This window comes from Ruegeria sp. CF3 (genome assembly GCF_056537365.1).
Window position 1 is genome coordinate 156190 of sequence record NZ_JBQFRK010000003.1, and the last position, 23959, is coordinate 180148.

General features: G+C 52.7%; 21 protein-coding genes and 2 tRNA genes. 16 read left to right on the forward strand and 7 right to left on the reverse strand.

The window, feature by feature from the left end:
- Nucleotides 1-66: 66 nt before the first annotated feature.
- From ACR0KC_RS12380 to ACR0KC_RS12425, 10 genes are all read left to right on the forward strand, one after another.
- A tRNA-OTHER gene (locus ACR0KC_RS12380) sits at nucleotides 67-160 on the forward strand.
- A 19-nt stretch (nucleotides 161-179) separates the two neighbouring features.
- Nucleotides 180-686 carry a hypothetical protein gene (locus tag ACR0KC_RS12385; protein WP_480791122.1) on the forward strand — a complete coding sequence of 169 codons (507 nt, stop codon included), beginning with the start codon at nucleotides 180-182 and terminating at the stop codon, nucleotides 684-686.
- A 3-nt stretch (nucleotides 687-689) separates the two neighbouring features.
- Nucleotides 690-1424: a hypothetical protein gene (locus ACR0KC_RS12390; RefSeq protein WP_480791123.1), complete on the forward strand. Its 735-nt coding sequence runs from the start codon at nucleotides 690-692 to the stop codon at nucleotides 1422-1424.
- Nucleotides 1408-1614: a hypothetical protein gene (locus ACR0KC_RS12395; RefSeq protein ID WP_170498777.1), complete on the forward strand. Its 207-nt coding sequence runs from the start codon at nucleotides 1408-1410 to the stop codon at nucleotides 1612-1614. The genes ACR0KC_RS12390 and ACR0KC_RS12395 overlap by 17 nt, the downstream gene beginning before the upstream one ends.
- A complete protein-coding gene (locus ACR0KC_RS12400; protein ID WP_480791124.1) occupies nucleotides 1614-2390 on the forward strand; it encodes a hypothetical protein in 777 nt (258 codons plus the stop codon). Before ACR0KC_RS12395 ends, ACR0KC_RS12400 begins: the two co-directional genes overlap by 1 nt.
- Nucleotides 2383-3027 carry a hypothetical protein gene (locus ACR0KC_RS12405; RefSeq protein WP_480791125.1) on the forward strand — a complete coding sequence of 215 codons (645 nt, stop codon included), beginning with the start codon at nucleotides 2383-2385 and terminating at the stop codon, nucleotides 3025-3027. Before ACR0KC_RS12400 ends, ACR0KC_RS12405 begins: the two co-directional genes overlap by 8 nt.
- A gap of 80 nt (nucleotides 3028-3107) precedes the next feature.
- Nucleotides 3108-5123 (forward strand): TniQ family protein, encoded by a 2016-nt coding sequence (locus tag ACR0KC_RS12410; protein ID WP_480791126.1) that lies wholly within the window; start codon nucleotides 3108-3110, stop codon nucleotides 5121-5123.
- A gap of 334 nt (nucleotides 5124-5457) precedes the next feature.
- Entirely contained in the window at nucleotides 5458-7611 is a 2154-nt protein-coding gene (locus ACR0KC_RS12415; RefSeq protein ID WP_480791127.1) for an ATP-binding protein, read from the forward strand.
- Nucleotides 7612-7615: 4 nt separating this feature from the next.
- Nucleotides 7616-8947: a hypothetical protein gene (locus tag ACR0KC_RS12420; protein WP_480791128.1), complete on the forward strand. Its 1332-nt coding sequence runs from the start codon at nucleotides 7616-7618 to the stop codon at nucleotides 8945-8947.
- Nucleotides 8940-10085 (forward strand): DNA methyltransferase, encoded by a 1146-nt coding sequence (locus ACR0KC_RS12425; protein WP_480791129.1) that lies wholly within the window; start codon nucleotides 8940-8942, stop codon nucleotides 10083-10085. The genes ACR0KC_RS12420 and ACR0KC_RS12425 overlap by 8 nt, the downstream gene beginning before the upstream one ends.
- A gap of 379 nt (nucleotides 10086-10464) precedes the next feature.
- Here the strand turns inward: ACR0KC_RS12425 and ACR0KC_RS12430 are convergent, their stop codons facing one another.
- Both ACR0KC_RS12430 and ACR0KC_RS12435 read right to left on the reverse strand, forming a co-directional pair.
- On the reverse strand, nucleotides 10465-11724 hold the full coding sequence (locus tag ACR0KC_RS12430; RefSeq protein ID WP_480796341.1) for a hypothetical protein: 1260 nt from the start codon (nucleotides 11722-11724) through the stop codon (nucleotides 10465-10467).
- A complete protein-coding gene (locus ACR0KC_RS12435) occupies nucleotides 11725-12138 on the reverse strand; it encodes a hypothetical protein (protein WP_480791131.1) in 414 nt (137 codons plus the stop codon).
- Between the two features lie 354 nt (nucleotides 12139-12492).
- Here ACR0KC_RS12435 and ACR0KC_RS12440 point away from each other — a divergent pair, with 354 nt between their 5' ends.
- Nucleotides 12493-13296: a DUF1194 domain-containing protein gene (locus ACR0KC_RS12440; RefSeq protein WP_480791132.1), complete on the forward strand. Its 804-nt coding sequence runs from the start codon at nucleotides 12493-12495 to the stop codon at nucleotides 13294-13296.
- Nucleotides 13297-13502: 206 nt separating this feature from the next.
- On the opposite strand, the gene ACR0KC_RS12445 is transcribed toward ACR0KC_RS12440, so the two are convergent.
- A tRNA-Gln gene (locus ACR0KC_RS12445) sits at nucleotides 13503-13577 on the reverse strand.
- Between the two features lie 370 nt (nucleotides 13578-13947).
- On the opposite strand from ACR0KC_RS12445, the gene ACR0KC_RS12450 reads away from it, so the two are divergent.
- Nucleotides 13948-14457 (forward strand): ferritin, encoded by a 510-nt coding sequence (locus ACR0KC_RS12450; RefSeq protein ID WP_170401952.1) that lies wholly within the window; start codon nucleotides 13948-13950, stop codon nucleotides 14455-14457.
- 27 nt (nucleotides 14458-14484) lie between these two features.
- Here the strand turns inward: ACR0KC_RS12450 and ACR0KC_RS12455 are convergent, their stop codons facing one another.
- Entirely contained in the window at nucleotides 14485-14973 is a 489-nt protein-coding gene (locus ACR0KC_RS12455; RefSeq protein WP_480706986.1) for an SH3 domain-containing protein, read from the reverse strand.
- A 169-nt stretch (nucleotides 14974-15142) separates the two neighbouring features.
- Here ACR0KC_RS12455 and ACR0KC_RS12460 point away from each other — a divergent pair, with 169 nt between their 5' ends.
- The 4 genes from ACR0KC_RS12460 to ACR0KC_RS12475 all read left to right on the forward strand — a co-directional run bounded on the left by ACR0KC_RS12460 (nucleotide 15143) and on the right by ACR0KC_RS12475 (nucleotide 21617).
- On the forward strand, nucleotides 15143-16129 hold the full coding sequence (locus ACR0KC_RS12460) for a 2-hydroxyacid dehydrogenase (protein ID WP_170392503.1): 987 nt from the start codon (nucleotides 15143-15145) through the stop codon (nucleotides 16127-16129).
- A 27-nt stretch (nucleotides 16130-16156) separates the two neighbouring features.
- Nucleotides 16157-17554: an FAD-binding oxidoreductase gene (locus ACR0KC_RS12465; RefSeq protein ID WP_480706906.1), complete on the forward strand. Its 1398-nt coding sequence runs from the start codon at nucleotides 16157-16159 to the stop codon at nucleotides 17552-17554.
- A gap of 86 nt (nucleotides 17555-17640) precedes the next feature.
- Entirely contained in the window at nucleotides 17641-18969 is a 1329-nt protein-coding gene (locus ACR0KC_RS12470; protein ID WP_170609527.1) for a hypothetical protein, read from the forward strand.
- A gap of 140 nt (nucleotides 18970-19109) precedes the next feature.
- The gene (locus ACR0KC_RS12475) at nucleotides 19110-21617 is read left to right on the forward strand and encodes a GcvT family protein (RefSeq protein ID WP_480706904.1); all 2508 of its coding nucleotides are present in this window, start codon (nucleotides 19110-19112) and stop codon (nucleotides 21615-21617) included.
- Nucleotides 21618-21686: 69 nt separating this feature from the next.
- Here the strand turns inward: ACR0KC_RS12475 and ACR0KC_RS12480 are convergent, their stop codons facing one another.
- The 3 genes from ACR0KC_RS12480 to ACR0KC_RS12490 all read right to left on the reverse strand — a co-directional run bounded on the left by ACR0KC_RS12480 (nucleotide 21687) and on the right by ACR0KC_RS12490 (nucleotide 23812).
- A complete protein-coding gene (locus tag ACR0KC_RS12480; RefSeq protein ID WP_170392499.1) occupies nucleotides 21687-22022 on the reverse strand; it encodes a carboxymuconolactone decarboxylase family protein in 336 nt (111 codons plus the stop codon).
- 72 nt (nucleotides 22023-22094) lie between these two features.
- Nucleotides 22095-22748, reverse strand: a complete 654-nt coding sequence (locus ACR0KC_RS12485; protein ID WP_480771921.1) for a DUF938 domain-containing protein — start codon at nucleotides 22746-22748, stop codon at nucleotides 22095-22097.
- Between the two features lie 2 nt (nucleotides 22749-22750).
- Nucleotides 22751-23812, reverse strand: coding sequence for an NAD(P)/FAD-dependent oxidoreductase (locus ACR0KC_RS12490; RefSeq protein WP_480771922.1), 1062 nt, complete (start codon nucleotides 23810-23812; stop codon nucleotides 22751-22753).
- Nucleotides 23813-23959 lie beyond the last annotated feature (147 nt).

Consider the following 23959-nt stretch of genomic DNA (forward strand, 5'->3'; position numbering starts at 1 on the left):
TGACGTACACACGCATCCACTGCCATCGAATATCGGCCTGAGGTCGATAGCCCACGCGAAATCCGTGGGAGGCAGCATTGGTATGCGGGCGAGGCTTATATCCTTGTAATTGCTCCAGATTAGAGTGCACGAGTCGGTTCGATTCCGACGCCTCCTACCATCAACTGGAGGAGTCCGACATGGCGGAAGCCGCTACTAACGCAATTGATTTCAACGACATCAAGCAATCGGTCGAGGAGAGCCTCGGCCGCACACCCGAAGGCTGGTCCGGCTTGGCCACAAAGCTCTTCACAGAGGTTAAGGAATACTGCGATCTTAAAGATGCCACCTACCCCTTTGTTGTCCAGATAAAAGAAAAACTCGGCGAGCTCCGCATCTACCACAGGTGTGATGATCGACACATCCAGTCGATGATCACCGCCACGATTGCACGAGCAAATCGTACCTGTGAGCGATGCTCAAACGCTGCCGAGACCCAGCTGTTGGACGGTTGGTACACGACCCTGTGTTGTTGGTGCGCGCACGATGTCGCGAGCAAGCGCCATCCAGAACGGCACCGGCTGTTTGGCGTTCGAAAGAAGCCCATTCGAGATCAACTGACGTGCTCGGTCTGTGGATATTTCGGTCAGATCGACCGATCTGATGACCGCGGACGCTGTCCTGTATGTGTGACGAAAGGGTGGTGAGGGATGCTCAAAATTATTGTCTACGCAAACGAAAAAGAGATCGCCCGAGCCCATGCCGGGAACGTCAGCGATGATATTAGTGGGCTCTGCGACTACGAAGTGCGCGTGAGCGAACGAGAATCCGAGCAGCACGGTATCGAAGAGAAAGCAGTCCGCTTTGAGATCTCGCAGCATGATCGTAAGCAAACCGTGTGGTCACTGGTTGAGAAGATCGCCGCCATGTGGCTAGAGATGACCGGTGCGCGAGAGCCCCGCACTAAGGCTGATAACGTGACGCGCGCATTCCTGAAGCTGAAGAAGGCCAAGTTTCTCGCCGGACAAGCATCGCTGTCTGATCCGATTGGCGGAGATGAGTTCGACGCGCTCACTGCTGACGTCGAGATTGATCCACTGACCAGGGCGCTTTTGGCACTGCAAGAGGCAAGGATCGCACTTGGCCTGGCAAACTTATCTGATCCGATTTCCGCAGATGAGATCAGAGCGCGCAAGGTACATGAAGCAAGTGACAACGAATTGCTGTCGCAGATTCGGACGAGCATTCGCGAATTGGATGAGCGCATCGATAGTGAAGTGAATGGCGAGGACCAGGGCGAGGACGAGCATACAGATCCAGCCATAGAAGCTTTCCTTGAGCTTTTGGAAAAGGACATTGCAGCAGGCAATCTTGCTGGAGACCTAGCCGAGCACATTGCAGCGCACAAACGTCGATTGGGTGACGATGATGACCAGGACACTTGAGCCAAATTTCACAGATACCGAAGATCTTCGATTCCTGAATATGACATTTGCGGTTCACGACAGTGAAAATAGTGTTGTGGCCCCAATCTCAACCGCCGATTTCGAACGGATCGAAGATCTGACGGACGAAGAAATCATGTGTGTTGTTCATGAGAAAGCTGACGTGCTGGCGCAGCTGAAGGATGAGTGATGAACCAGGTTGTTGATTGGAATGACATCCAAGCAAGCGTTCTAAAGGCACTTGGAGAGCATCGTGTAGGCTGGGCTGACCAACTCGCAATAGTGCTGGAGGATGTAAAGCGCAGTGTTTCACAACATCCCGATGTCTTTGGGGGTGAGTTGCCGGTGATCGTACAGATCAAGCAAAAACTTGGCGGATTGCGCGTCTACACACGAAAATGCAATCGAAATATCCTCGATGAGCTGGATACGCGTGTCGAAGAGATCGAGAAGAGGTGTGAGAGATGCGGAAATTCTGCCGAAATCCAAAACATCAGGGGACATTTAGTCACCCTTTGTTGCTGGTGCTATAACCGCTACCTCGAAGATCGATTTGAAGGCGCTGAGATGATGTGGCCAACGGATCTTGAGCTCAACATAGCAGATCGCTTTCCAGACCTGGTAAGCGCTGATGCGGCATCATTATGGCCAAGCATTGGGCCGGGTCGGCTCGTCCTGCTGGGAAGGTTTCTTGCGGAGGCGGAGCATCTGGTTCGAGAGAATTGTGAGGCACCGATTCAAGTGCAGGTCTCGGATGTGACGACGGGTTCAGACGGTTCAATCCAGATAAACTTCCGTCGGTACGATCAATGCCTGGATTTCCCGCTCAAGCGTCTCGTACTGGACAGCAAGCGCACATGTGCAAGATGCGGCCATGTGGGGGATATTGTACGGAAGAAGAACAAGGCAACTGCCCTGTGCGCACACTGCCAGGAGCAAGGCGATTGGAACCCCTTCGATGAGTGATGAAGAGAATAAAGTGGAGATCACCAATGGCTCTGGCAGCGTCAACAAGGATCTTGGCCTGCCAGAACCCATTGTCAGCCTGGTGTTCTGCGATATGAGGATCGTCGCCCTCAGAGGACAATTCTACCCAGTTGAGATCGCGGTTTTGAGGGTGGTGGATGACGAAGCCCGAATTTGGTCGTCTCGCATATACCCTGCACTGTCGTGGTCCACGCAGGTCTTGGACGCATCCCCTATTGACCTGTCGACGGCTCCAGCTGCCGTAGATGTAGCCAATCAAACACTGGATCTTATTGAGAGCTGCGCATCTGGTTGGATCTACTCGGATTCTTCGGCAACAGGAGCCCTAATCGAACGCCTACTCGCGGAGGCGGACGCCAGCTACCTGCAAAAAGTGGACATTCTCCCTGCCAATCAGCTGTCTGATGAGATGCGTGATCAGCTGGAAGCGAACGAGCGGGTCTCAGATGATCCAAGTGATGAGGTAGAGCGGTTGTGGAATTGCTACCAAGCAGCGAAGGAGATGAGCGATGAGCTTTCTGAAGAAGAGGTGCTCCGTCGTCCGTTGGAATCCGTTTCCACAGATGACTTGTTTGCCGAGATTCGAGCACGTTTGAAAACGCAGGAAGAGTTCTGACCGGCATTGTCAGCTGTTGTTCAAGCGCACTTAGTGAAGGTCGTTCCAAGGCCCAACGAAGTGGCAGAGTGGACGGATGAATGGATTACAGAGAACAAGTGCCAAAGGATTGGCAAAAAAATCACGAAAGGATCTCCTTCGCGAATATCAGAACAGCGGTGGACTTAGTAAAGGAGCTTGATCATACAGGCGATACTGATCCAAGCCGCAGCAAACGATTGCACATGGTGTCCAAGCCTCTTCCCCTTCGCGTCGAACCAAAATTCAGAGAAACGATCCCATCGTTTCTGTCACGTATGGCAGCAATAAATGGTGTGAGAGCATCTAACTTCGCCTTGGACATGGGTTTTTCACTCAAGAAGATAGTTCAGCTGGATGAAGTTGCTTTGGACTACTTGACCACTTGCAGCGGGTTGACGGGAGCTGAGGTCGAAGAACTCGTTTCATGGACTGGAAAAGTTGCCGGTGACGTTAGGATGGTTTTTCGGGATGAAGTCCTCGGGTCTCGTTCACTTAGAAATCCGGTAATCCGAGGCTGCCCGCATTGTTTACGTGAAGACGCTGAGATTGAACAAATTAAACCTCTTGCTCATATGACGATGCGTGGGGATTGGCAGTTTCGGAAAGTTGATCTTTGCATCAAGCACTCACACCCGTTGGTAGAGCTTTGGGAACGGAATTCCCTAACAGAAAGATATGACTTTTCGTCTCGTTTATCGGCGATTTTGGATGATATCCAAGAACGCCGGTTGGAGCGGCCTCGAGTCGAGATATCGCCCTACGATCATTGGCTCGATTCACGACTGCGAACCGGAGCCGACGACACGTGGCTGTCCGGCCATACTCTTTATGCCGCAACAACATTCTGCACGCTTCTTGGGACAGAGCTCTTACGGTTGGAAGCCTCATCTGACTTGGACCAGTTTGCGCAGCTGCGGAGGGCCCGCGCTCTTGGGTTTCAGGCAGCAAGCCAAGGAGAGGCCAAGATCAATGGCGCTTTAGATCAGCTTGCCAAGCTTGCAGAGGCTGCCAAAGCCGGGCCACAGAAGGCCTTTGGCCGTATGTTTGTTGATTTTGGTCAAGCGCACTTGGAAAAAGTTGACTTCGCCCCATTCCGAAAATTATTGCGGGACTGCATCATCCGCCACTGGCCAGTTGCTGCCGGAGAAACCGTATTGGGGATAGTGCAACCGGAACGGAAACTACATTCAATCATTACGGCTTCTCAAGAAACAGGCATCGGGCAATCGCTAATTGAGCAATTTCTGGTTCACGCTGGCGCAATTGGTTCTGACGACGACAGGCCTGCGGCCCGCAAGACTTTTGAAGCCGCAAAATATTCTGAATTGTTGGCTGAAATACCGAAGCTGGTCGGCCCAATCGCCATGCAACAAGCAATGGGTGCAACAAAAGGAGAGTTTGCATCGCTGGCTCAAAGTGAAATCCTAGTGCGACGGATTCCCAACGCAAAAGTAAAGTCACCTTGGCGCATTTCAGATGGTGTCGCATTGGTTGATGAACTCCACGAGCTCGCGATGTCAATCGAAGCAATTGACGAGAGCTGGGAGCGGATTCAAGACGCTAAAAACCGCACTAATCTGAGTTTAGCCGCTATCATCAAGCAGGTGCGAGTGCAGAAACTCCAACTAGGACGGCGGGTGGATCTTGAAGGCTACACCGCTTTTTGCGTTCTGAAAGAAGAAATCGACGCGATGAAGACCGAAGAGGTAGAGCGCACAGGCGGTCCAATGACGACTGCGGCTGCGTTTGGTCGTTCGGTTGGAATACGTACTCAGGGATGGTTTGAAAGGCTTTCTTCTGCCGGCCATACACCAGCAACTCGTAGGCCGCATCCAAAATACGGTGGTGACTGGATCTATGCCTCAATCGGAGACATTGAGGAGTTTCACAAACGCTTCGTGACTTCGAAGACAATTAGAGACGACTTTGGTCACTATAGGAGGTTTTTGCTAAAGAAACTGAATAGGTTTGCGCCAAACGGCGAGGACTATGGACCGCTCTTTCTGCGCGAGGATGTCGAAGCTTTACTGCATCAAGATGGTTGGCTGGAGCCAAATCGTCGACGAAATGAGTAATAATCCGGCGTTCAGTGAGTTTACTTGTTAGAGCGTAGTGCGCAGAAAGCGGACTTTGCAAAGTCTCGCTAGCAACACTTCGTCATCGTTATTCGGAGCAATGGTAGATACGCCATTTGAACAAGCCGCCATTGGTAGATGTTGACGAAGGGTTCTATCTTGGCCTTCGTTTTGTTTCGCCAACACCGGAGATGGTTTAGCCTACCGAACAACCAAAAACTGCATTCAACGTATTCTAATGCCCGATGTTTCAAGTTAGTGTTGAGACTATCTATTGTCCCACGTTGCACTCCTAGCACTTAATCTAGTGCCAAGGGCGCCAGAAGGTATTTGAATGAGCCCCAACGATCTACTCTCCAATATCACACAAGACGCAGAAGCTAACCGATCAACCGATGCAGGTCGTCGGCTTGCAGCATTCCTCGACTCCGATCTAAACATCGGTGAGCTCTTACGGATCAACTATCAAGACGCGGATGTATTGGTGCACGACTATGCACGCCAAAAAGTCCGAGGACTACCGCATGGTTCCTTTCTCGTAGCGAGCCGCATGAACCTCGACCCAAACGCTGAATTGCCTGCTGAAGACGAAGAAACTTGCTTGGTTTTGTTACGGATCATTGGTGATTGCCAGCTTCCTAACGCCCGCCAGATGGAAGACTACAGGTTCCAAGCGGGGATGCGGGCAACAGATAGTGAAGAAACATGGGATCATCCTACAAGGGTGGATGATTGGACCAAAAACAATCTATCTTTTGGTGGTTACAGATGCAGGGTTTTAGGAACCTTCCGCATGAAACAAGATTCCAACGGGGAGTATAAGTTCGCTTTTGGGGCAGACCTCGTGAACTACTACTCTGGCCGCGGAATGAAAGTTTACAAACCTGTTGGCAACCTGCTGTCGAAAATCGTCAACTTTCAAAAAAATGTCGGTTCAAGTGAGTTCGGTGATGCTGGACGATTGAGAGTTGGGCGTGTGCGCTTTGCTGCCAGTGAAATCAATAAAGACGAAAGCTTGGACAACGTACCTGTGGAAGTTGATCCCACAGATTTCGTATCTAGGCGCACTTTTTACGGCGGGATGAGCCGCGGTGGTAAATCGAACGCGATGAAGATTACTGCAAAAGCAGTTTACTTGCTTCGTAAGCAATCTGGATCAGCTCGTGTCGGACAACTGATTTTCGACCCTAACGGTGAATACGCTAACGAAAACGTGCAAGATGGCGGATCAGTTAAGTCCATTTATGAACAAGTTCCCGGCGCGCTACGAGAACAAGAAATCGCCACCTATGGTCTAAACGAACATCCGAATGACCCACACCGAAAAATCGTAAAAATCAATTTCTTCGGCGGTAACCTAAGCCGATGGGACAACCACTCTTTGGTTGCCCAAGAATTGGATCAACTTATCGTCGGCAAGGCAATAATTGATACTGAACTGGCACGCGATGATCGGAATTACATCAAGGCTTTCCGCGACACAGTCATCGAAGTGCCCCCTTCTCTAGAGTCACGCGGTGACCAAACCCGTTTCCGTCGGCTGGTGGAGGTGTACAGGTCAACTCTGCATGCCGCCGGGTTTGCGGCACCCACTACCGGGCCGTACATCAGAAACCTTTTTAGTCGCGATCTTAGAAACGCAATGGCGAACAATGGTTGTGAAGAAGAAGTGCAAGGTCAGATTTCAACAGCAGCAGAAATTCTTGGACAAGAACGCCCATCATGGGATGCTTTTGTTGAGGCATGTAAAGGTCTTCTTAAGTTCATCGAAGAACGTAATAGTGGGTACGTTGCTTTCGAAAACAGTTATCGCCAGTCACATGATGGTCGTGCATGGGCTGACGATGCACTTCGCAATATCCTCCAAATATACTTGTATCCAAATGGCGTGCGTCAGTTTAGAAGCGCGGAGCGCCAGCATTCGCCATCTGCTACCCAAGACTATGCTGCCGAAGTTGTGGCAGACCTCCGTTCGGGTAAGCTCGTAATCTTTGACCAGTCAACGGGTGACCCAGAGCAAAATGTAAATGCCGCCGAACGTATCCTTTGGGAAATATTCAATCGCCAGAAAGCAGATTTCGTCGAGCCTGAGCGCGGTCAAGACGGTGAAATTACTCCGCCTCCTCCGGTGATGGTGTACCTTGAAGAAGCGCACAACTTGCTTCCGGCCGCTGGCGGAAAAGATGAGCTTAAAACGATATGGGCACGAACAGCCAAGGAAGGCTCAAAGTACCGAATTGGAATGGTGTTAGCCACTCAGGAACCATCTTCTGTGATGCCCGCGATCCTAAAAAACACTGACAACTGGTTTGTCGCCCACTTAAATAACTCGGACGAAGTGCGCGCACTGTCAAAGTTTTACGACTTTGAAGACTATGCTCATCAAATCAAATCGATAACAGACCCAGGTTTCGTTCGAATGCGGACACTATCGAACCCGTTTACGATCCCCGTGCAAATCGACCTATTCTCAGTTTCCGGAGGTTGACGATTTGCCCTACGAAAACCAACGCGCAACCGGGGAATCTCTAATCTCCTTGCAACAGAGTTCACTGTTTCAAGAGTTCACCGGTAAAATTCGAGTTCCCGAGACACGCAACACAGTCTCAATTCAGCCAACAGATGTGCCGAAAACGCATAGTGAAATAAATCGCGTCATAGCAATCGATGGTTCGCTCGTGACAGAGGTTTTGAAGCATGGCTATCCGGGTGCGGAAGCAAGTTTGGTGCAGATCGCGCTGGTCTACATTGATTTGCGCAAACTAGAAACCAACGTGCCAACAAAAATTATTCCTCCCCGCGCCTTTAACGAAATGGATACAGCACAAACTTTGCAAGCAGTCTTGCCGGGGCGAAATGTAGTGCGTGAAGATGGATTGCCACCGAAAGACTATTTCAGAACGTCAGTGTTCGAGGCACTTCAAGGGAAAGTGGCAGACACAAAACACGAGACACTGCTCGAAACTTATGAACACCTGATGTCCGGTCGGACAACATCCTACAAGTGCCCTCATTTCGAGAGTTGCGGCAACATGTTGCAGCCCAGTACCGGACAAACCGGCTGCACTTGCGAGAAAGCAAAAGCGATCCTCAGTACTGATCAACTTCGTTTTCACGAACGCTTCAATGAAACAGGACCAAATGGAGAGCCGCATGGTGAGGTGATGCGGTTTCTAGAGATTATTCTTCTTTTGAATGTTCTGCGTTATTTTCTTACATCGGACTCCGCGGTTCGAATTTTGCCAGAGATCGCCTTCGTCTTTGACGGGCCGCTTGCCGCTTTTGGGCAGTTTGCATCGGTCGCTCCGCGCGTGAAGGACGAACTTCGCCGCATTAGCGAAGAATGTAAGAGGCGAACGGGAAGAGAGCTGCTTTTGTTTTCACTGATCAAAACTGGTCAATTCGTAGAACACTTTGAACAATTGGACTTCGACGAAACAAGTGGACCGGGTCGGAGATACCCAGAACAGACAACACTGCTGCCCAGCATCGACTACATCCACCGCAATATCGTTTATAGACCGCCGGATGCTAAAGAGTGGGGCAAGGACACCTATTTCGGTAGAATGGTACTTTATAAGAGCCAGACTGGACAAAAGATGGTGGTCAACACACCAATGACTACCGCTGAGGCAGACGACTTGTCCAATACTGATCTCACGGCATATCCTCGGCTTCCTGAGACGTTAGCAATAGTTGATAAGCTCTCCACCTACTTGTTCGAAGGAGGTTTCGTTCCGATAGTGCGTGCGCATTCTCACGCAGCAGTACCTCTGAAGTTGGGAGGCGAAATCTTAAAGAGCCTGTTTAACGAAGATGCTTGATGGACAGATAGACAGTTGGAAGTTGGGCACACCAGAAGGCCGCTGGGCGGGTTTCGGGCCTTACTATGCTATGTTTCCTGTCAATTTTGCGCGGCAGATAGTCGAGCAATACAGCAGTAGGGGAGAGATGGTCATCGATCCCTTCTGCGGTCGTGGCACTACGAACTATGTTTCAAAAACGCTTGGGCGAAACTCCTTCGGCTGCGAGTTGAACCCAGTAGGTTGGTTGTATGCTGCGACTAAAACACAGCCAGCAAAACAGTTGGGACGGGTCCTTAAACGTATCGACGAAGTTAGGGATTTGCGACAAGCCGATGATCTAATCCCAGAAAATGAGTTTCAAGATTGGGCATGGTGCCGCGAGGTGCTTGGCTTCATCAACAGTGCGCGACGAAACTTGAAATGGCGCACGTCTAAAGTTGATCGAACCATCGCAGCCATCATGCTCGTTTACTTGCACGCAAAGGTTGGCGGAGGTTTATCAAACCAGATGCGGCAGAGTAAATCGATGTCGCCAGACTACGCAGTTAGATGGTGGAAGAGCCGAGGTATGCGCCCTCCTGAAATTGATCCTGCCTCGTTCCTTAAGTCGAGGTCCGAATGGAGATATGCTAAGGGTTTCGTCGAAACTGATGCTCGTGCAAAAATATACTTTGGCGACGCTCGAAAGGGTTTGGGTGCTTACGACAGCGAACTGGCATCACTTGTTCTGACTTCGCCTCCTTACCTTGGCATAACCAACTATCAGTACGACAACTGGATCAGGTTATGGGCGCTGGGTGGTCCTGCTTTGCCTGACTGGAACCAAGCACAGCGTTATGGCAACCGGGATAAGTACGCGTCGCTGATCGATCATGTCTTTGCAGGTCTGTCAGAGTGCTGCCGCGATGATGCGGTGATAGCCGTTAGGACAGATGCACGTCAGTTCACTCTGGAGACAACGGCGTACGCCTTAGACAGAGAATGGCCCGATCACAGGCTTTTTGGCCGCAGGACAAAGGCTGCAAAGCCTACTCAGACGACTTTGTTTGGAGACAAAACTTCGAAGCCGGGTGAAATCGACTTAATTGCTCTGCCAGAAAATCAAAACCCGCCTGATGGATTTATTGATATTGCTGCCTGCGAGACTGCCAACTAGCTGGGTGTCGTTGCAATTATTCGCTCCCAAGTAACTCCCGCCAGACCCGCGAAATAACGCATTGCTCGTCGAGCTTAATGTGCACCAACCCTGGCGATGGCAGCGAGCTCGACGAGAACGCAGGTTAGAGAGCGTTTTCGGCGTACTCTGACAGACGGTCAGAGTTTTCACACTGTCTCGGCTGCCACCGGCCAATCATGCTTGCTGCGGAGAATGGCCACACTGAGCCCACTTTGACCGATGCTGCGCGATGACCCAATTGCACCGCTACGCAGAAAGCGAGCTTTGCAACGTTTAGCCATTTAACCGCGAAATGCTAATGCGACCTTCATACGGGAAGGTTCATTGCTCAAAACTGGGAGCGCAAATTGAACCTAACTTATCGATCTCCTGGAAAAAGACTGTCTGCTGTCGCCCCTAGATATCGACTAGTTGCTGGTAGGATCTGAAGGCCGAATCTAACAACATCAGACAGCTCAAAATCGTGGCCTCGCCCTCTAGCCTCTTCCGCAATTCTAGCAGGAGAGGTTGGTATTAAGTTCTCGAGAAGTTCGCTAATAATGTCATCGAGCTCTGAAAGAGTTAAACCACTTGGAAGCACTTTGGTCTCTATGTCTTCAAGGAGAATTAAATTAAACGCGCCCGTCAAGGCATCGCGTCCACGGCCGGTAATACTGAAACGGCCAGCACTTTCAGACAACCAAGACAACTTTTCCATAAACCCCAAATAGGTCTTTATCCTATCACTTCCAACGTAGCGGGCGCTTTGATCATCTGAGGCTTTTTGGATAAGAAAAAGGTCGTCGGATCGGCAGCGCGATGTTATCTGCTCGATCCTAAGATCGTCTTCCTCGAAGTAGCTCAATACCTTGCGTAACCTGCCATAAAGTGTTCGCCCTCCATTGTATTCTATGAAGCTTGTAGGAACATTCAGAGGCACTTCGTGAAGGACCTGATCACCCAACTTGTCAGCTTCATTCTCCCGTGGCAGATCACTGTCAACAACCCCTGATTGAAGCATAGTTGAGCGAGTACGGGCTACGATTTTTCGCCACGTTATCCCACCTTTGCGTCGATCAACTCTCTGATCACCCTTGCTGTGTTTTCTCTCCATGACTCGGAGCAATGAATCCGAAAACGCTGCATTATATGTGTAGTTGAAACCTGTTGCCGAGACCAAGTAGTAGTCGACCCCATTCAAAGCTGGGTCTGATGCCAATCGACCGGAGTGACAGGCGTCAATTACTAAGACCAAACTCTTTATTCCGTGTCGGCTAAGTTCTTGAACTACAGCTGAAATAGGCACTTGCTGTGCATCTTCTCCTTTTGGTCGAGCAAAGTGAAGCGCAAGACTATGGGCACCACTAGGAACGCTGTGGCCAACGTAATAAAAGACGACTGTCGTTTCCGGTGTTACGTTTGTCAGTTCGGACAAGTCTTCTACAATCTGGCCCCAGGTCGGGTTATCCTTCCTGACTCTTGGGCCGTTCGAAGCGCCGTCAACATCGCGCAGTTCGAACATCTGTCCGGGCGCTGTTAGCTTTCCCCACCTGTCTAAGAGCCCAATTACTCGTTGTGGGCTTGGACCGACAGGAGCGCCATTAATCCAATTCCCGACAAAAATACCTCGAATATCCATCTATTCACCAAAAACATCTTCCAAAAGTTTACCGATAGCGGCCGTCGCAACCGGTAGCTTTAGTTCTTTTCCCAGGACTTTGACCGTAGCTTTGAAACCTTCTTTCTCCTCGCCACCTTGGTCGTTCTTCTCTGGCACGCCGCGTGACTTAAGAATTTGATTAATTGCAAAAATTGTTGCTGAAGCGTAAGCTTTTGCCATCTTGGGATCCTGCAAAAGCTCCAACGACCAGGCAATGATTTGATCGATACCCTGGGCATTTTGGGGGGCGGATTCTCGTCTTTCTTCAGCAGGCCCAGCTCCGGTTTCTGACGCAAGCCGATCCAACTGAGCCTGAATATCTACTTCAAGCTCTTTGATACTTATTCCTGAAGGGGCGGTTCCCCCAGTCTCTATTTGAAGCTCAATTTTCATGGCAATATCCTTTGAATCAATCCACTCTAAGTAGATCACGATCTATTGGATGTTGCCAGACTAGATCCTCCTGAAAACGCAACCAGCGAGCACAGACGACAAGGATAGAGCTGTCGCACAATAGCCTCATTCAAAAACGGTTCTGGTCGGCCCGATTGGACAATAACTTTGCTCCAAGGCCGATAACATTCGTCTGAATGTCCGGTTTGGGCTGATACTAGTAACTCCGCTTAAGTGACATTCGTATCCTCAACGATTGAACCAAGCCGTCGTGTTGTAGAGTTATTTGTCCACAAAAACTTGATCAACCACTTGAAGCTTGACTTAACAGCGCATCGCGCCATCCGATTACTGATGCTACGTAACTTGCTCCTGACAATTGTCGCAATTGCCTCTCTCTCGGCAACTCCTGTCGCGTCTGAGAAAATTGAAGTCGATCTGGAACTGGCCCTTCTTGTCGATGTTTCAAGGTCGATGACTGAGCGAGAACTCGAGATTCAGCGGCAGGGTTACGCCGCAGCCTTGATGTCGGATGAAGTTTTCGCCGCTGTTCAGTCGGGCCCTTTGCAAAGGGTGGCTTTGACATACGTCGAGTGGGCGGGAACACAAGACGTTATTGTCGACTGGATGCTGTTAGAAACGCGCGCTGATCTGAATGAGTTTGCGGGTGTTCTGACCACGCGCTTCGATCCCGCCTTGCGCCGCACTTCAATCTCTGAGGCCCTGATCTTCGGGGCAAGGATGATCGAAGGGAACGAATTCGAAGGTCTGCGTAAAGTTATCGACGTATCTGGCGACGGGCCTAACAATCAGGGTCGCCCGGTTTTGCAAGCCCGTGAGGCGGTATTGTCGAAGTCGATCACCATAAATGGGTTACCGCTGATGACCCGTGAAGGTATGGGGAGTCAGTGGCACCTCGACGATCTTGATGTCTACTACCAGAACTGTGTGACGGGCGGACCTGGTTCATTCGTAATCCCGGTGCTTGACTGGCAAGGCTTTGCGGAGGCCGTACGGCGAAAATTGGTTCTGGAAATTGGGTCAGCGCCAGCAATAGGAGAGGCTATGAAGGCGCAATACATCGCACCCTCAGACTATGACTGCCTGATTGGCGAGAAGATCTGGGAACGGAACCAACAAATCTGGAGCGAACCCTAGAAGCGGCCTTTGCATCAACCACCCGAGGCTCGATACAAAAAGTCAGCAGCAATTTTCTGAGGAAAACTAGTGTTCTGCGCTTTCAATAGAAATGCACAGATGGTGGTAAATCTTCGATACAGTGTGAGTAGACAAACTTATTGACATCGATTTGCACGAACCGAGTGTAATTTGCACGCTTATGGGTAATTCGCATGGAATTAAAATGGCTGGGGTGGTAGGATTCGAACCTACGATACACGGTACCAAAAACCGCTGCCTTACCACTTGGCTACACCCCAACGGTGAGCGGCTATCTACGACTGTTGCTTTCAGGGTTCAAGGGCTTTTTTGGACAATTTTGATGTGGATATGCAATTTAGTTTGATGGCGGTTGGATCGTCGGGATGGTCGAGTAGGGGTCAGGCGATTGTTTGAGGCGAAGCTAGATCTCTAAAACGAAAATCCAACTGGCAATCCTTGGTTTTGCGGTCGCGAGATACAATCCGCAATGCGCCACAACGCTCGTTCCTGCGACTGCGTTTCAATAGCACAAGAATTGGATTAAATTATTGATTAATAGCGATAAAAATTACCTTTATCAGTTGAATGTCTTTGGCTTCGGACCTAGCTAGATGAAGTCCGCTAACCAGCACGAAAAAGGAGCGAGCAATGAAACTGAACCCGCAAGTTGCAGAAGCATTGAATAAGCAGATCAACAATGAGCTCCACGCTTCGTACACCTACTTGGCGATGTCGGCTTATTTTGAGGCGCAGGATCTGCCTGGATTTGCCAGTTGGTTTCGGGGGCATTCTGCCGAAGAGGAAACCCATGCAATGCGTATATTCGACTTTATCGCCAAGCGGGGTGGGAGGGTAAATCTCGACGGCATCGCAAAACCGCAAACGGACTATGAATCACCCGTTGATGTACTGGAGCAGGCGCTGGCGCAGGAGCAAACCGTGACGGGCCAGATCAACGCGTTGTTTGAGCTGGCGCATGAGGTCAAAGAATACAGCACACAGAATATGCTGAACTGGTTCCTGGCCGAACAGATAGAGGAAGAAGACCTGTTCACATCGATCCTGGACAAGGCCAAGGCGGCCAGCGGGGACCGATGGAACCTGCTGTTGTTGGATCAGGAACTGGCCAAACGCGGCAGCGCTGCAGGCGCGGAGTAGCTCAGTCGGCGCTGTCGCGCACGCACGTCATTCCCGAATCTCGGCGGGGTCGACCCCCCAAAGATTGCTTTTCAGGGTCCAGCCCCGATAGCCGCCTGCCGAGATGCGGCACCAATCGGGTGAGCACTTTTCAAGCCGGGCGACGACGCCGGTTTCAAAATGCGCGTTCACCTGCGACTTGGGATCGGGCATCGCGTAAACCGGCAGCAAGTCGGCTTCGATAAGGACTGTCCGCACACCTGAAAGCAGCGCGTAATGCACCCAACCCCCGGCACCGTCGCGATCCTGAACTTTGCGCCAATTTCCATATTCGGCCGTGATCTGCAGCGGCATGCCACGCCGTTTGAACACCCAATCGATTCGGTGAGTCAGCGAAGGGCCGCGACGGACATTACCCTCGGCGGCTTTCATCGAGACATATCGCGGAAGCGGTAGATTCGTCACTGGACCGCGTTTTTCCTGCGCGGACACGGCCACTGCGCCGAGCACGAGCAGGAAAACCGATATCAACACCACAAAATGGCGGTTCACTGAAAAACTAGCACTCACTGCCTGTCTGCTCTTATGCCTGTGGATCGTATGCAAAAAAGGTTGAGACGATGCCCAAGGGGTTCTTGTGCCCCGTGTAATCCTGCGCCACGATGCCATGGCGCGCGGCAGTTTGCAAAGCGGTAGGAGGGTCAAGGTGCCAAGAGAACGTCTGAGTGTTGTCGTTACGCGACGGTTGCCCGAAGCGGTGGAAACACGGCTAAGCGAGCTTTTCGATGTAAAACTGCGTGACACCGACGATCCCATGACTCGCGAAGAGCTGGTGGCGGCAGTGAACACAGCAGATGTGCTGGTTCCGACGATAACCGATACAATTGATGGCGGTATCCTGGGGCAGGCTGGTGAGAAATTGCGACTGATCGCCAATTATGGTGCCGGTGTCGACAATATTGATGTGGCGACGGCGAGGCAGCGCGGGATCCTTGTCTCGAACACACCAGGAGTACTGACTGACGATACTGCAGATATGACTATGGCTCTGATCCTGGCGGTTACACGACGTATCCCCGAGGGGTTAGGTGTGATGCAAAAGGGCGATTGGGCCGGTTGGGCCCCGACGGCCTTGCTGGGTGGCCGGGTCGGTGGTCGCCGCTTGGGTGTTCTTGGTATGGGCCGGATAGGGCAGGCCGTTGCGCGACGTGCCAGCGCGTTTGGAATGCAGGTTCACTATCACAACCGCCGCCGGTTGCGCCCCGAGATTGAACAGGAACTGGAGGCGACCTACTGGGATAGTCTTGATCAGATGGTGGCGCGGATGGACGTCATCTCGATCAACTGCCCGTCGACCCCTTCGACCTTTCATTTGATGAATGCGCGGCGTTTGAAATTGATGAAACCCACGGCCGTGATCGTGAATACATCACGCGGTGAAGTCGTCGATGAGAACGCCCTGACACGCATGATCCGCGCCGGTGAGATCGCGGGCGCTGGTCTGGATGTTTATGAACAGGGCACGGATGTGAACCCACGCCTCCGGCAATTGCCGAATGTGGTGCTGCTGCCTCATATGGGCTCGGCTACGCTTGAGGGTCGGATCGAGATGGGTGAGAAAGTCATTATCAACATCAAGACCTTCGAAGACGGTCATCGCCCGCCAGATCAGGTTGTGCCTGCAATGCTTTAGGCTGTGGCCTGAGAAAAGGGGGACGCAATGGTGCAGGCAACCGCTTTGCCGCGAAACGAGGCCGGGATTGACACGGCGCTGGGAATTCTGAAGCAGAGGTTCGCAGACCGGCTGCAATCTGGTGCTGCGATTTGCGAGCAGCACGGGCACACGACAACGTGGATTGAGAACCAGAGTCCGGATGCGGTGGTTTTCCCGCATTCAACCGAAGAAGTGGCCGATATCGTCAGGACCTGTGCCGAGCACAAGGTGCCAGTCATCCCGTTCGGAACAGGCACCTCGCTCGAAGGTCATGTAAACGCTCCTGCTGGTGGCATATCCGTCGATCTGAGTCAGATGAACAAGATATTGGCGGTCAATGTCGGTGATCTAGATTGCGTTGTCGAACCGGGTGTCACCCGAGCCGAATTGAACACCCATCTGCGGGATCAGGGGTTGTTCTTCCCGATTGATCCGGGCGCGAATGCGTCGCTAGGTGGCATGGCCGCGACACGCGCGTCTGGCACCAATGCTGTGCGTTATGGGACAATGAAAGACAATGTGCTTAGCCTTGAGGCCGTGATGCCGGACGGGCAAGTGATCCGCACGGGGCATCGTGCGCGAAAATCTTCGGCGGGTTTTGATCTGACCCGCTTGCTAATCGGTGCCGAGGGCACGCTGGGAATAATCACCGAAATCACATTGCGATTGCAGGGTATCCCCGAGGCCATCAGTTCAGCTCGCTGTTCGTTTCCATCGGTGGATGCAGCCTGTCAGGCTGTGATGATGACTATTCAGTATGGTATCCCGGTTGCGCGGATCGAATTGCTGGACCAGATGTCGGTCAAAGCTGCAAACGCTTATTCGGGACTGGATTTGCCAGAAACGCCACTGCTGCTGCTGGAATTTCACGGTTCGGACAGCGGTGCAGCGGAACAGGCAGAGACCTTTGGCCAAATCGCGGAAGAATTTGGTGGCAGCGATATCACCACCACCACGACAACCGAAGAGCGCAACAAGCTGTGGCAGGCCCGGCACGATATGTATTGGGCCAGCCTACAACTGCGCCCAGGCGCGCGGGGCATTTCTACGGATGTATGTGTTCCGATCTCGCGTTTGGCCGAATGTGTGACCTCCGCACAGGATAAGGCCGCTGAATTGGGTTTGCTGGCCCCAATCGTGGGTCATGTTGGTGACGGTAATTTCCATACACTTCTGTTAATCGACATGGATGACGCAAAAGAGGTCGCAAGTGCAGAGGAATTCGTCGGTTGGCTAAATGATCTTGCAATTGCGATGGAGGGCACCTGTACCGGAGAACACGGAATCGGGCAGGGTAAACGCCCCTATCTGGTGAAAGAACTTGGTGCGGCGACAAATTATATGGCGGCGATCAAAGCAGCGCTGGATCCCGATAACATTATGAATCCGGGCAAGGTACTCTGACCGCAGTTGTTGGGCTCGGCCATAACAGCGCCTCAATTTTAGGTGAATGATCTAGGAAAGAGCAGTATTTGATTCCGAGGTTATTCATGGGCGCGTTGCGTTTCATTGGTTTTTTGCTGATTGCCGTCGTGGTTGTCGTAGGTCTGGATTATTATCAGCAGGATAAGAAAGTCGAAGGCAGGTTGTCCTTCAACGGATATGTCGACACGATTAATCAGCGGTTCAACTTGTATCAGGCGGAGCTAGCCGCGGAAGAAGTTGAACGAGAAAGGCAGAAGCGTTGGCGTGAGGGGGCCAAGCCGTACCTGCCGGATTCGGGCGAAGGATGGGTGCGTCGTTCGATCGTGGATGCAGATTTTACACGCGATGCCCGAGAAGGTGTTTTGCAGGACGGAATAAGTGAAGCTGCTCGTCCAATTGCAAAAAGAGTTGCTGTGCAAGAGACTGAACAACTGGCCAGAAAACTCGATAATTCTAGTTGGGTCTACGAAAGCGGCGAGCATACGGTCTGGCTACAGGCGAAACTCAGGAAAGACGCTAAATCCAATACACTGACTGGCAACATCGTCAGGTCTGTCGAAGGGTTGGGCGCAGGATCGAGTGGCTACACTCCATTCGGCATAATTGGTGGTGCTGCGTATTTCAGGTTTGAAAACAGCCGATACAAACCCGTCACAGTGAAAGATCGAAAGTTTTGGTCAATGATCACGGCGAGCCTGACGGACCTTGAGGTCGAACCTCGGTTTGAAATCTACAAGGCTACAATCGGACTGGGCGAAGAAATTCGCTTGCAAGTCTATTCCGATGCACCAGCGCCTATGCTGCGAGCGTTTCTAGATCGATTGGATTATGACGGATTGAACGCACTGCTTCAAAAGCAAGTGCCTGGCGTCGGCAACGATACCGTTTTTGATGCTGAACGAGAAAGTGAACTGGCGACAAACATGGCCGCCTTGCGCGGCGAGTTTGTCAAGCTGCGCAGCGAGCTGGCGCGTTTGAAGCTAGAAAACATTGATGGATTGTCTCTTGTCGCAAATACTTTGGCCGCGCAATACGGTTTGCCGGCAGACACCTTCGACTTGACCGCGAACAGAATCGAATCTGCGGATGATTTGGTCCAGGTCGGATACCGCAAAGGACTGACAGATTTGCTTGAAGACGAGATGCAGCAGGCAGACAGAGATGACGAGGGTTTCTTTGGAAATTTGTTCGCCAAATTCAAAGATCAGGAAACCTCTGAAGAAGTCGCATCTGTAAACGAAAATGAAGGCTTCCTGTCCGGACTGTTGTCAGCCTTTGGTAGCTCTGACTCTGAAGCAGAAACTGCCGTGCGGGTAAACCGAGGCGGTTCCGGTACGGGCATTGATTGCGCAACCACCGGAACGTTCAAAAGGTGCAAATTGGGGGGCGGATAACACATCAGATCGACTGTTGGAAAGCGACCTGGTGCAACGCTCAGGTCGCTTTTCTTATATCACTGGTCGGATGAATGTCGCGTCGAGCCCCTCAAATGCGCCATATGGTGTCAACTGAATTCAAGGGGAGACACCCGGCTATGAAAACCCAAGTCAAAGCATTGGTCGTTGGCGGCGGCGCCGTCGGGACCTCGATTGCCTATCACCTTGCCAAAGCGGGCTGGGATGATGTGATGCTGATCGAGCGGGACGAACTGACATCCGGTTCCACCTGGCACGCAGCAGGCCTGTTGCCGTTGTTCAACATGTCGTATGCCACGACCCACATCCACAAGTACTCAGTCGATTTCTACAAGACACTAGAGGAAGAAACCGGCTTGAATGCAGGCTTCGCCGTAGTCGGAAACCTGCGTATGGCACAGACACAAGAGCGTATGGATGAATACATGCTCTATGCATCCACAGCGGAAACTTGTGATGTTGCATATGAGTGGCTGACGCCCGAGCAAATCAAGGAACGTTGGCCTCTGATCGAAACTTCGGACTTGAAGGGCGCAATCTATCACACTGAAGACGGCTACATTAACCCTGCCGACGTGACCCAGGCGATGGCCAAAGGTGCGCGTCAGCGCGGTGTCGACATCGTTCGCAAGATGCAGGCTGATGCGTTCCACTGGAACGGTACTCACTGGGAAGTCACCTGCACTAAGATGGTCGAAAAGGGCGGCAACCTCATTCCGTCAGATGAGCAGGTTGTGATCACCGCCGAACATGTCGTGACCGCGTCAGGCAACCACGCACAGCGGACCGCGAAAATGCTGGGTATCAAGATGCCCGCGATCCCGGTCGAGCATACCTTCATCGTCATGGACAAAGACCCCGAGCTGGTCAAATGGCGTGAAGCGGGCAACCCCGAGCATCCAGTTGTGCGTGATGCAGACAACGAGTCGTATGCGCGCGAAGAACGTGGCGGCTGGATTCTGGGTATCTACGAACATGGCGCTCCTGCGCAGTTCGAACACGGCGTGCCGGACAGCTTCCGCGCTGACCTATTCCCGCTGGATCTGGATCGGATCGCCGATCAGTACATGGCGATGGCCGAACGCGTGCCGTCCTGCGCTGAATCCGGCCTGAAGGACGATTTCAACGGCCCGATCTGCTATACGCCCGACGGCAACCCGCTGGTTGGTCCGGCGCCGGGCCTGCGCAACATGTGGCTGGCCGAGGGCTTTAGCTTCGGGATCACCGCCGCAGGTGGCACCGGCTATTATCTGGCGCAGATGATGGTTGATGGCGAAGCCGAGATCGACATGGCGTCGCTGGACCCCAAGCGTTACAGTAGCAACTGGATGACCACAGAATTCGCGGCGCGCAAGAACGAAGAGTGCTATGAGCACGTCTACATCTTGCACCACCCGGATGAAGAGCGTGAAGCTTGTCGTCCGTTGCGTACTGTTCCGGCCTACGACCGTCAGAAAGCGCGTGGCGCACAGTTTGGCTGGGTCAACGGCTGGGAGCGCCCGAACTATTTCGGCCCGCTGGATGCGCCTGATAACTTCGACAAAGAAAGCCGCAGCTTCCGCCGCGGTGGTTGGTGGCAGTATGCCGTCGAAGAAGCCAAAGCGATCCGAGAAGGCGTTGGCCTGATCGATGCGTCGGCCTTCACCAAGCATGTCGTCAAAGGCCCCGGTGCGACCCAGTTCCTGGATTGGTTCACCTGCAACAAGCTGCCCAAGGTCGGACGCATCAACCTGACCTACGCGTTGACCTCGCACGGCACCACCCGCACTGAATACACCATCGTCCGCAATGGCGAGAACAATTACTACATCGTCTCTGCCGGTGCCTGGACCGAGTACGACGCCGATTACCTGCGCAAGGCGGCCGAGGACAAGATGGAGGAGTTCGGCTACATCGAAATCCAGGACGCGACCACCCAGTGGGGCGTCTTCGCGATCGCTGGACCCAAGTCGCGTGACGTTCTGAAAGAGATCATCAAGGACGCCGATCCGGAAACCGCACTGTCTAACAAACGCTTCCCATGGTTGTCGGCGCGTCAGATTGAACTGGGCATGTGCCCCGTGAACGCGATCCGCGTGGCCTATACCGGTGAGCTGGGTTGGGAACTGCACCACCCGATCGAGATGCAGAACTATCTGTTCGACCTGCTGGAGAAGGCTGGTGAAAAGCACGGCATGAAACTGGTTGGTGCCCGCGCCCAAAACTGGCTGCGCCAGGAGAAATCCTATCGCGCCTTCGGCACCGAACTGGGCCGCGACGCGACCCCGCTGGAAGCTGACCTGCCGCGCTTTGTTGATCTGTCGAAAGACTTTTATGGCAAAGCCAAGCTGGAAGAGACCGGCGTGCGCGTGAAGTGCTGCACTCTGCTGATCGACGGACCGGACGATGCCGACCCCTGGGGCCGCGAGGCGCTGTACACGCCGGAAGGTGAGCGCGTGGGTCGTTTGACCTCGGGCGGGTACTCGGTGGCGTTCGAGAAATCCATCGGTATGGGCTACGTCAAGCCCGAGCTGGCGGTCGAAGGCACCAAGCTGCAGGTCAAAATTCAGGACAAGCTGTGGGATGCGGTCGTGACTTGCGACAGCCCCTACGATCCGAAGAACGAAACAATCCGCAAAGACGGCTGACGCTTCCAAGAAATAAGGCGGTACTCACGTAGCACCGCCTACTAAAAGCCCGCTCTCGGTGGGCTTTTTTCATGCGCTTAATTCATCAAAGCAGTCTAGTGCCTTGGCGGCATACATCATGGACGGCCCACCGCCCATCTGGATGGCCATTGCCAGAACGTCCGAAATTTCATCGCGGGTGGCTCCTGCCTTGGCCAACGCCTCGGAATGCAGGGTAATGCAAGGCTCACACCGTACTGCGATTGACATGCCTAACGCGATGAACTCTTTGGTTTTGTAGTCCAGCGTCCCGCCTTCCTTGACAGATTTTCCCAGCGCCCCGAAGGCACGCGCCGTATCAGGAATGGCTCCGTTAAGGTTACGCAAGCTTTTGCGCGTTTCGTTCAGTGAATCCTGCCAGCTCATTATCACGTCCTTCTTGATACATATGATAATCTGCATATGAATGGTGAAGAGCAAAGCAGACTTTGATCCTGATCAGATTCCAGTTTTTTGGGCGACAAATGCCAAGTTGTTCGCAGGCATCTTTACGATTTTGACCAGTTCGAGGGCGTTGTCCTTTAACATAGACAATATATGTGTGTCGTCTTTGTACCCGATCTCAGGGTCTTGTTGGACCAGTGCGTCGTGAAATCGCCGGTCGCCATCGCTTGTCAGGTGTCCGTCACGTTTGAAAGGGCCATAAAGCACCAAACGCCCATCCGTTTTCAGAGCGCACGCTGCTTCGGCAACGAGGGTTTCAGCCTCGGGTAAACTGATCAGGTGCAAGAGGTTGATCAGTAAAACCAAATCTTGCTGCGCCATTGATTTGTGCCAACCCTCCGCAGTTGCATCCAGATGAACGGCTGCGGCGGTGTTTGGTAAACCCTTGGTGTACGCATCGATGCTGGCGCGCCGTTCGGAGGTGACTTCGCTGGGTTGCCAATGCAACCCGGGCATCCGCTGGGCAAAGGCCGAAATGTGTTGTCCGGTTCCACTGGCCAGTTCCAGGGCCTGTCCTGATGACGGAGCGACCCGTGCCAGAAGATCGCACAGCACAACCGTGTTTCGGCTGGCGGCTGGGGCGACGAGTTTGCTGCCGTCGCCCTCGGTGGCGACGCTGGCATTTGAGGGCAGTTTGCGTTTTGTCATCGTTACAGCCTACCGGGTGTCAGCGCTTTCACAATCGCCGCATCAAGGCGCGGCGACGCGCCAGTCACAAGATCCGCCACAAGTTGCGAGGCAGCAGGAGCGGTCTGAAACCCATACCCTCCCTGTGCTGCCGACCAGATAAACGATGGATCGGTTGGATCAGGTCCGAGCACCAGCGTGCCATCGGCAACAAAACTACGTAACCCCGCCCAGTTGGTTTCTACCCGAGTTACAGTTTCAGTAACCATCGCTTCGTATCGTGCCAGTCCTTCTGCGAGAACCATGTCATCGGCGTAAGCGTCATGGGGTGTGGTTGGGTCCGCCTCGCAAGGCGAGACCAGTAGCTTGCCCGCATCAGGTTTGGCGTACCAGCTCTCGCCTGCGCCCAGCATCATTGGCCAGCTTCGCAGGTCATGTCCGCCCGGTGCGGGGATGCGCGCAATCGATCGACGGTAAGGTGTGATCCCGATGGGGGAGATTCCTGCCATCTGCGCCACCTCATCGACCCAGGCTCCGGCGGCATTTACCAGATTGCGTGCCTCAAAGGATTCTGAGGTTTCGACGGTCCAATGAACCGATTTGCGGATGCTGCTGACCCTCTGACGGGTCAGGACTGAACCGCCATTCTTACGGACGGTTCGCGCAAAGTCCTGCAGGACGCGATCTGTATCGATATCATATGCGCTATTACTTATGGCTGCATAACCGACAGTTTCAGCATTCAGGACAGGAATGTGTCCGATGGCATCTTCCGGCGAAATCTCTTGCACTCCAAGATCTTGGGCGTCTTTTTGAAACAGCGCCTGTTGATCCCTTCCGCCAATCAGCATCAGGCCGCGTGGTGTGAGGTACGCATTTGTTTCAAAGAACGCAGCACTTGCCTCGTTCATTGCCTTGACCGAGTTTGGACCGTAACCCTTTTCGAACAGGGCGGCTGAACGACCCGAAGTATGATATCCTAATCCGTCCTCGGCCTCTAACACCGTAACTGTGCCGTGCTCTGACAGGCGCGCACCTGCGCTTAGCCCGGCGACACCGCCACCGATTATCAGAAAATCAATCATGCGTTTTGTTCCGTTTCCGGCCGCCAAGTGATCGAGCCGGTGGTAAGTTGACTGGCGACATTGGCGGACCATGACACGCGTACTGCCAAACGAAAAGACACAAGCCCACCGCAATGGAAACTTGATCGTAGGCGGCCAGCCTGCTTT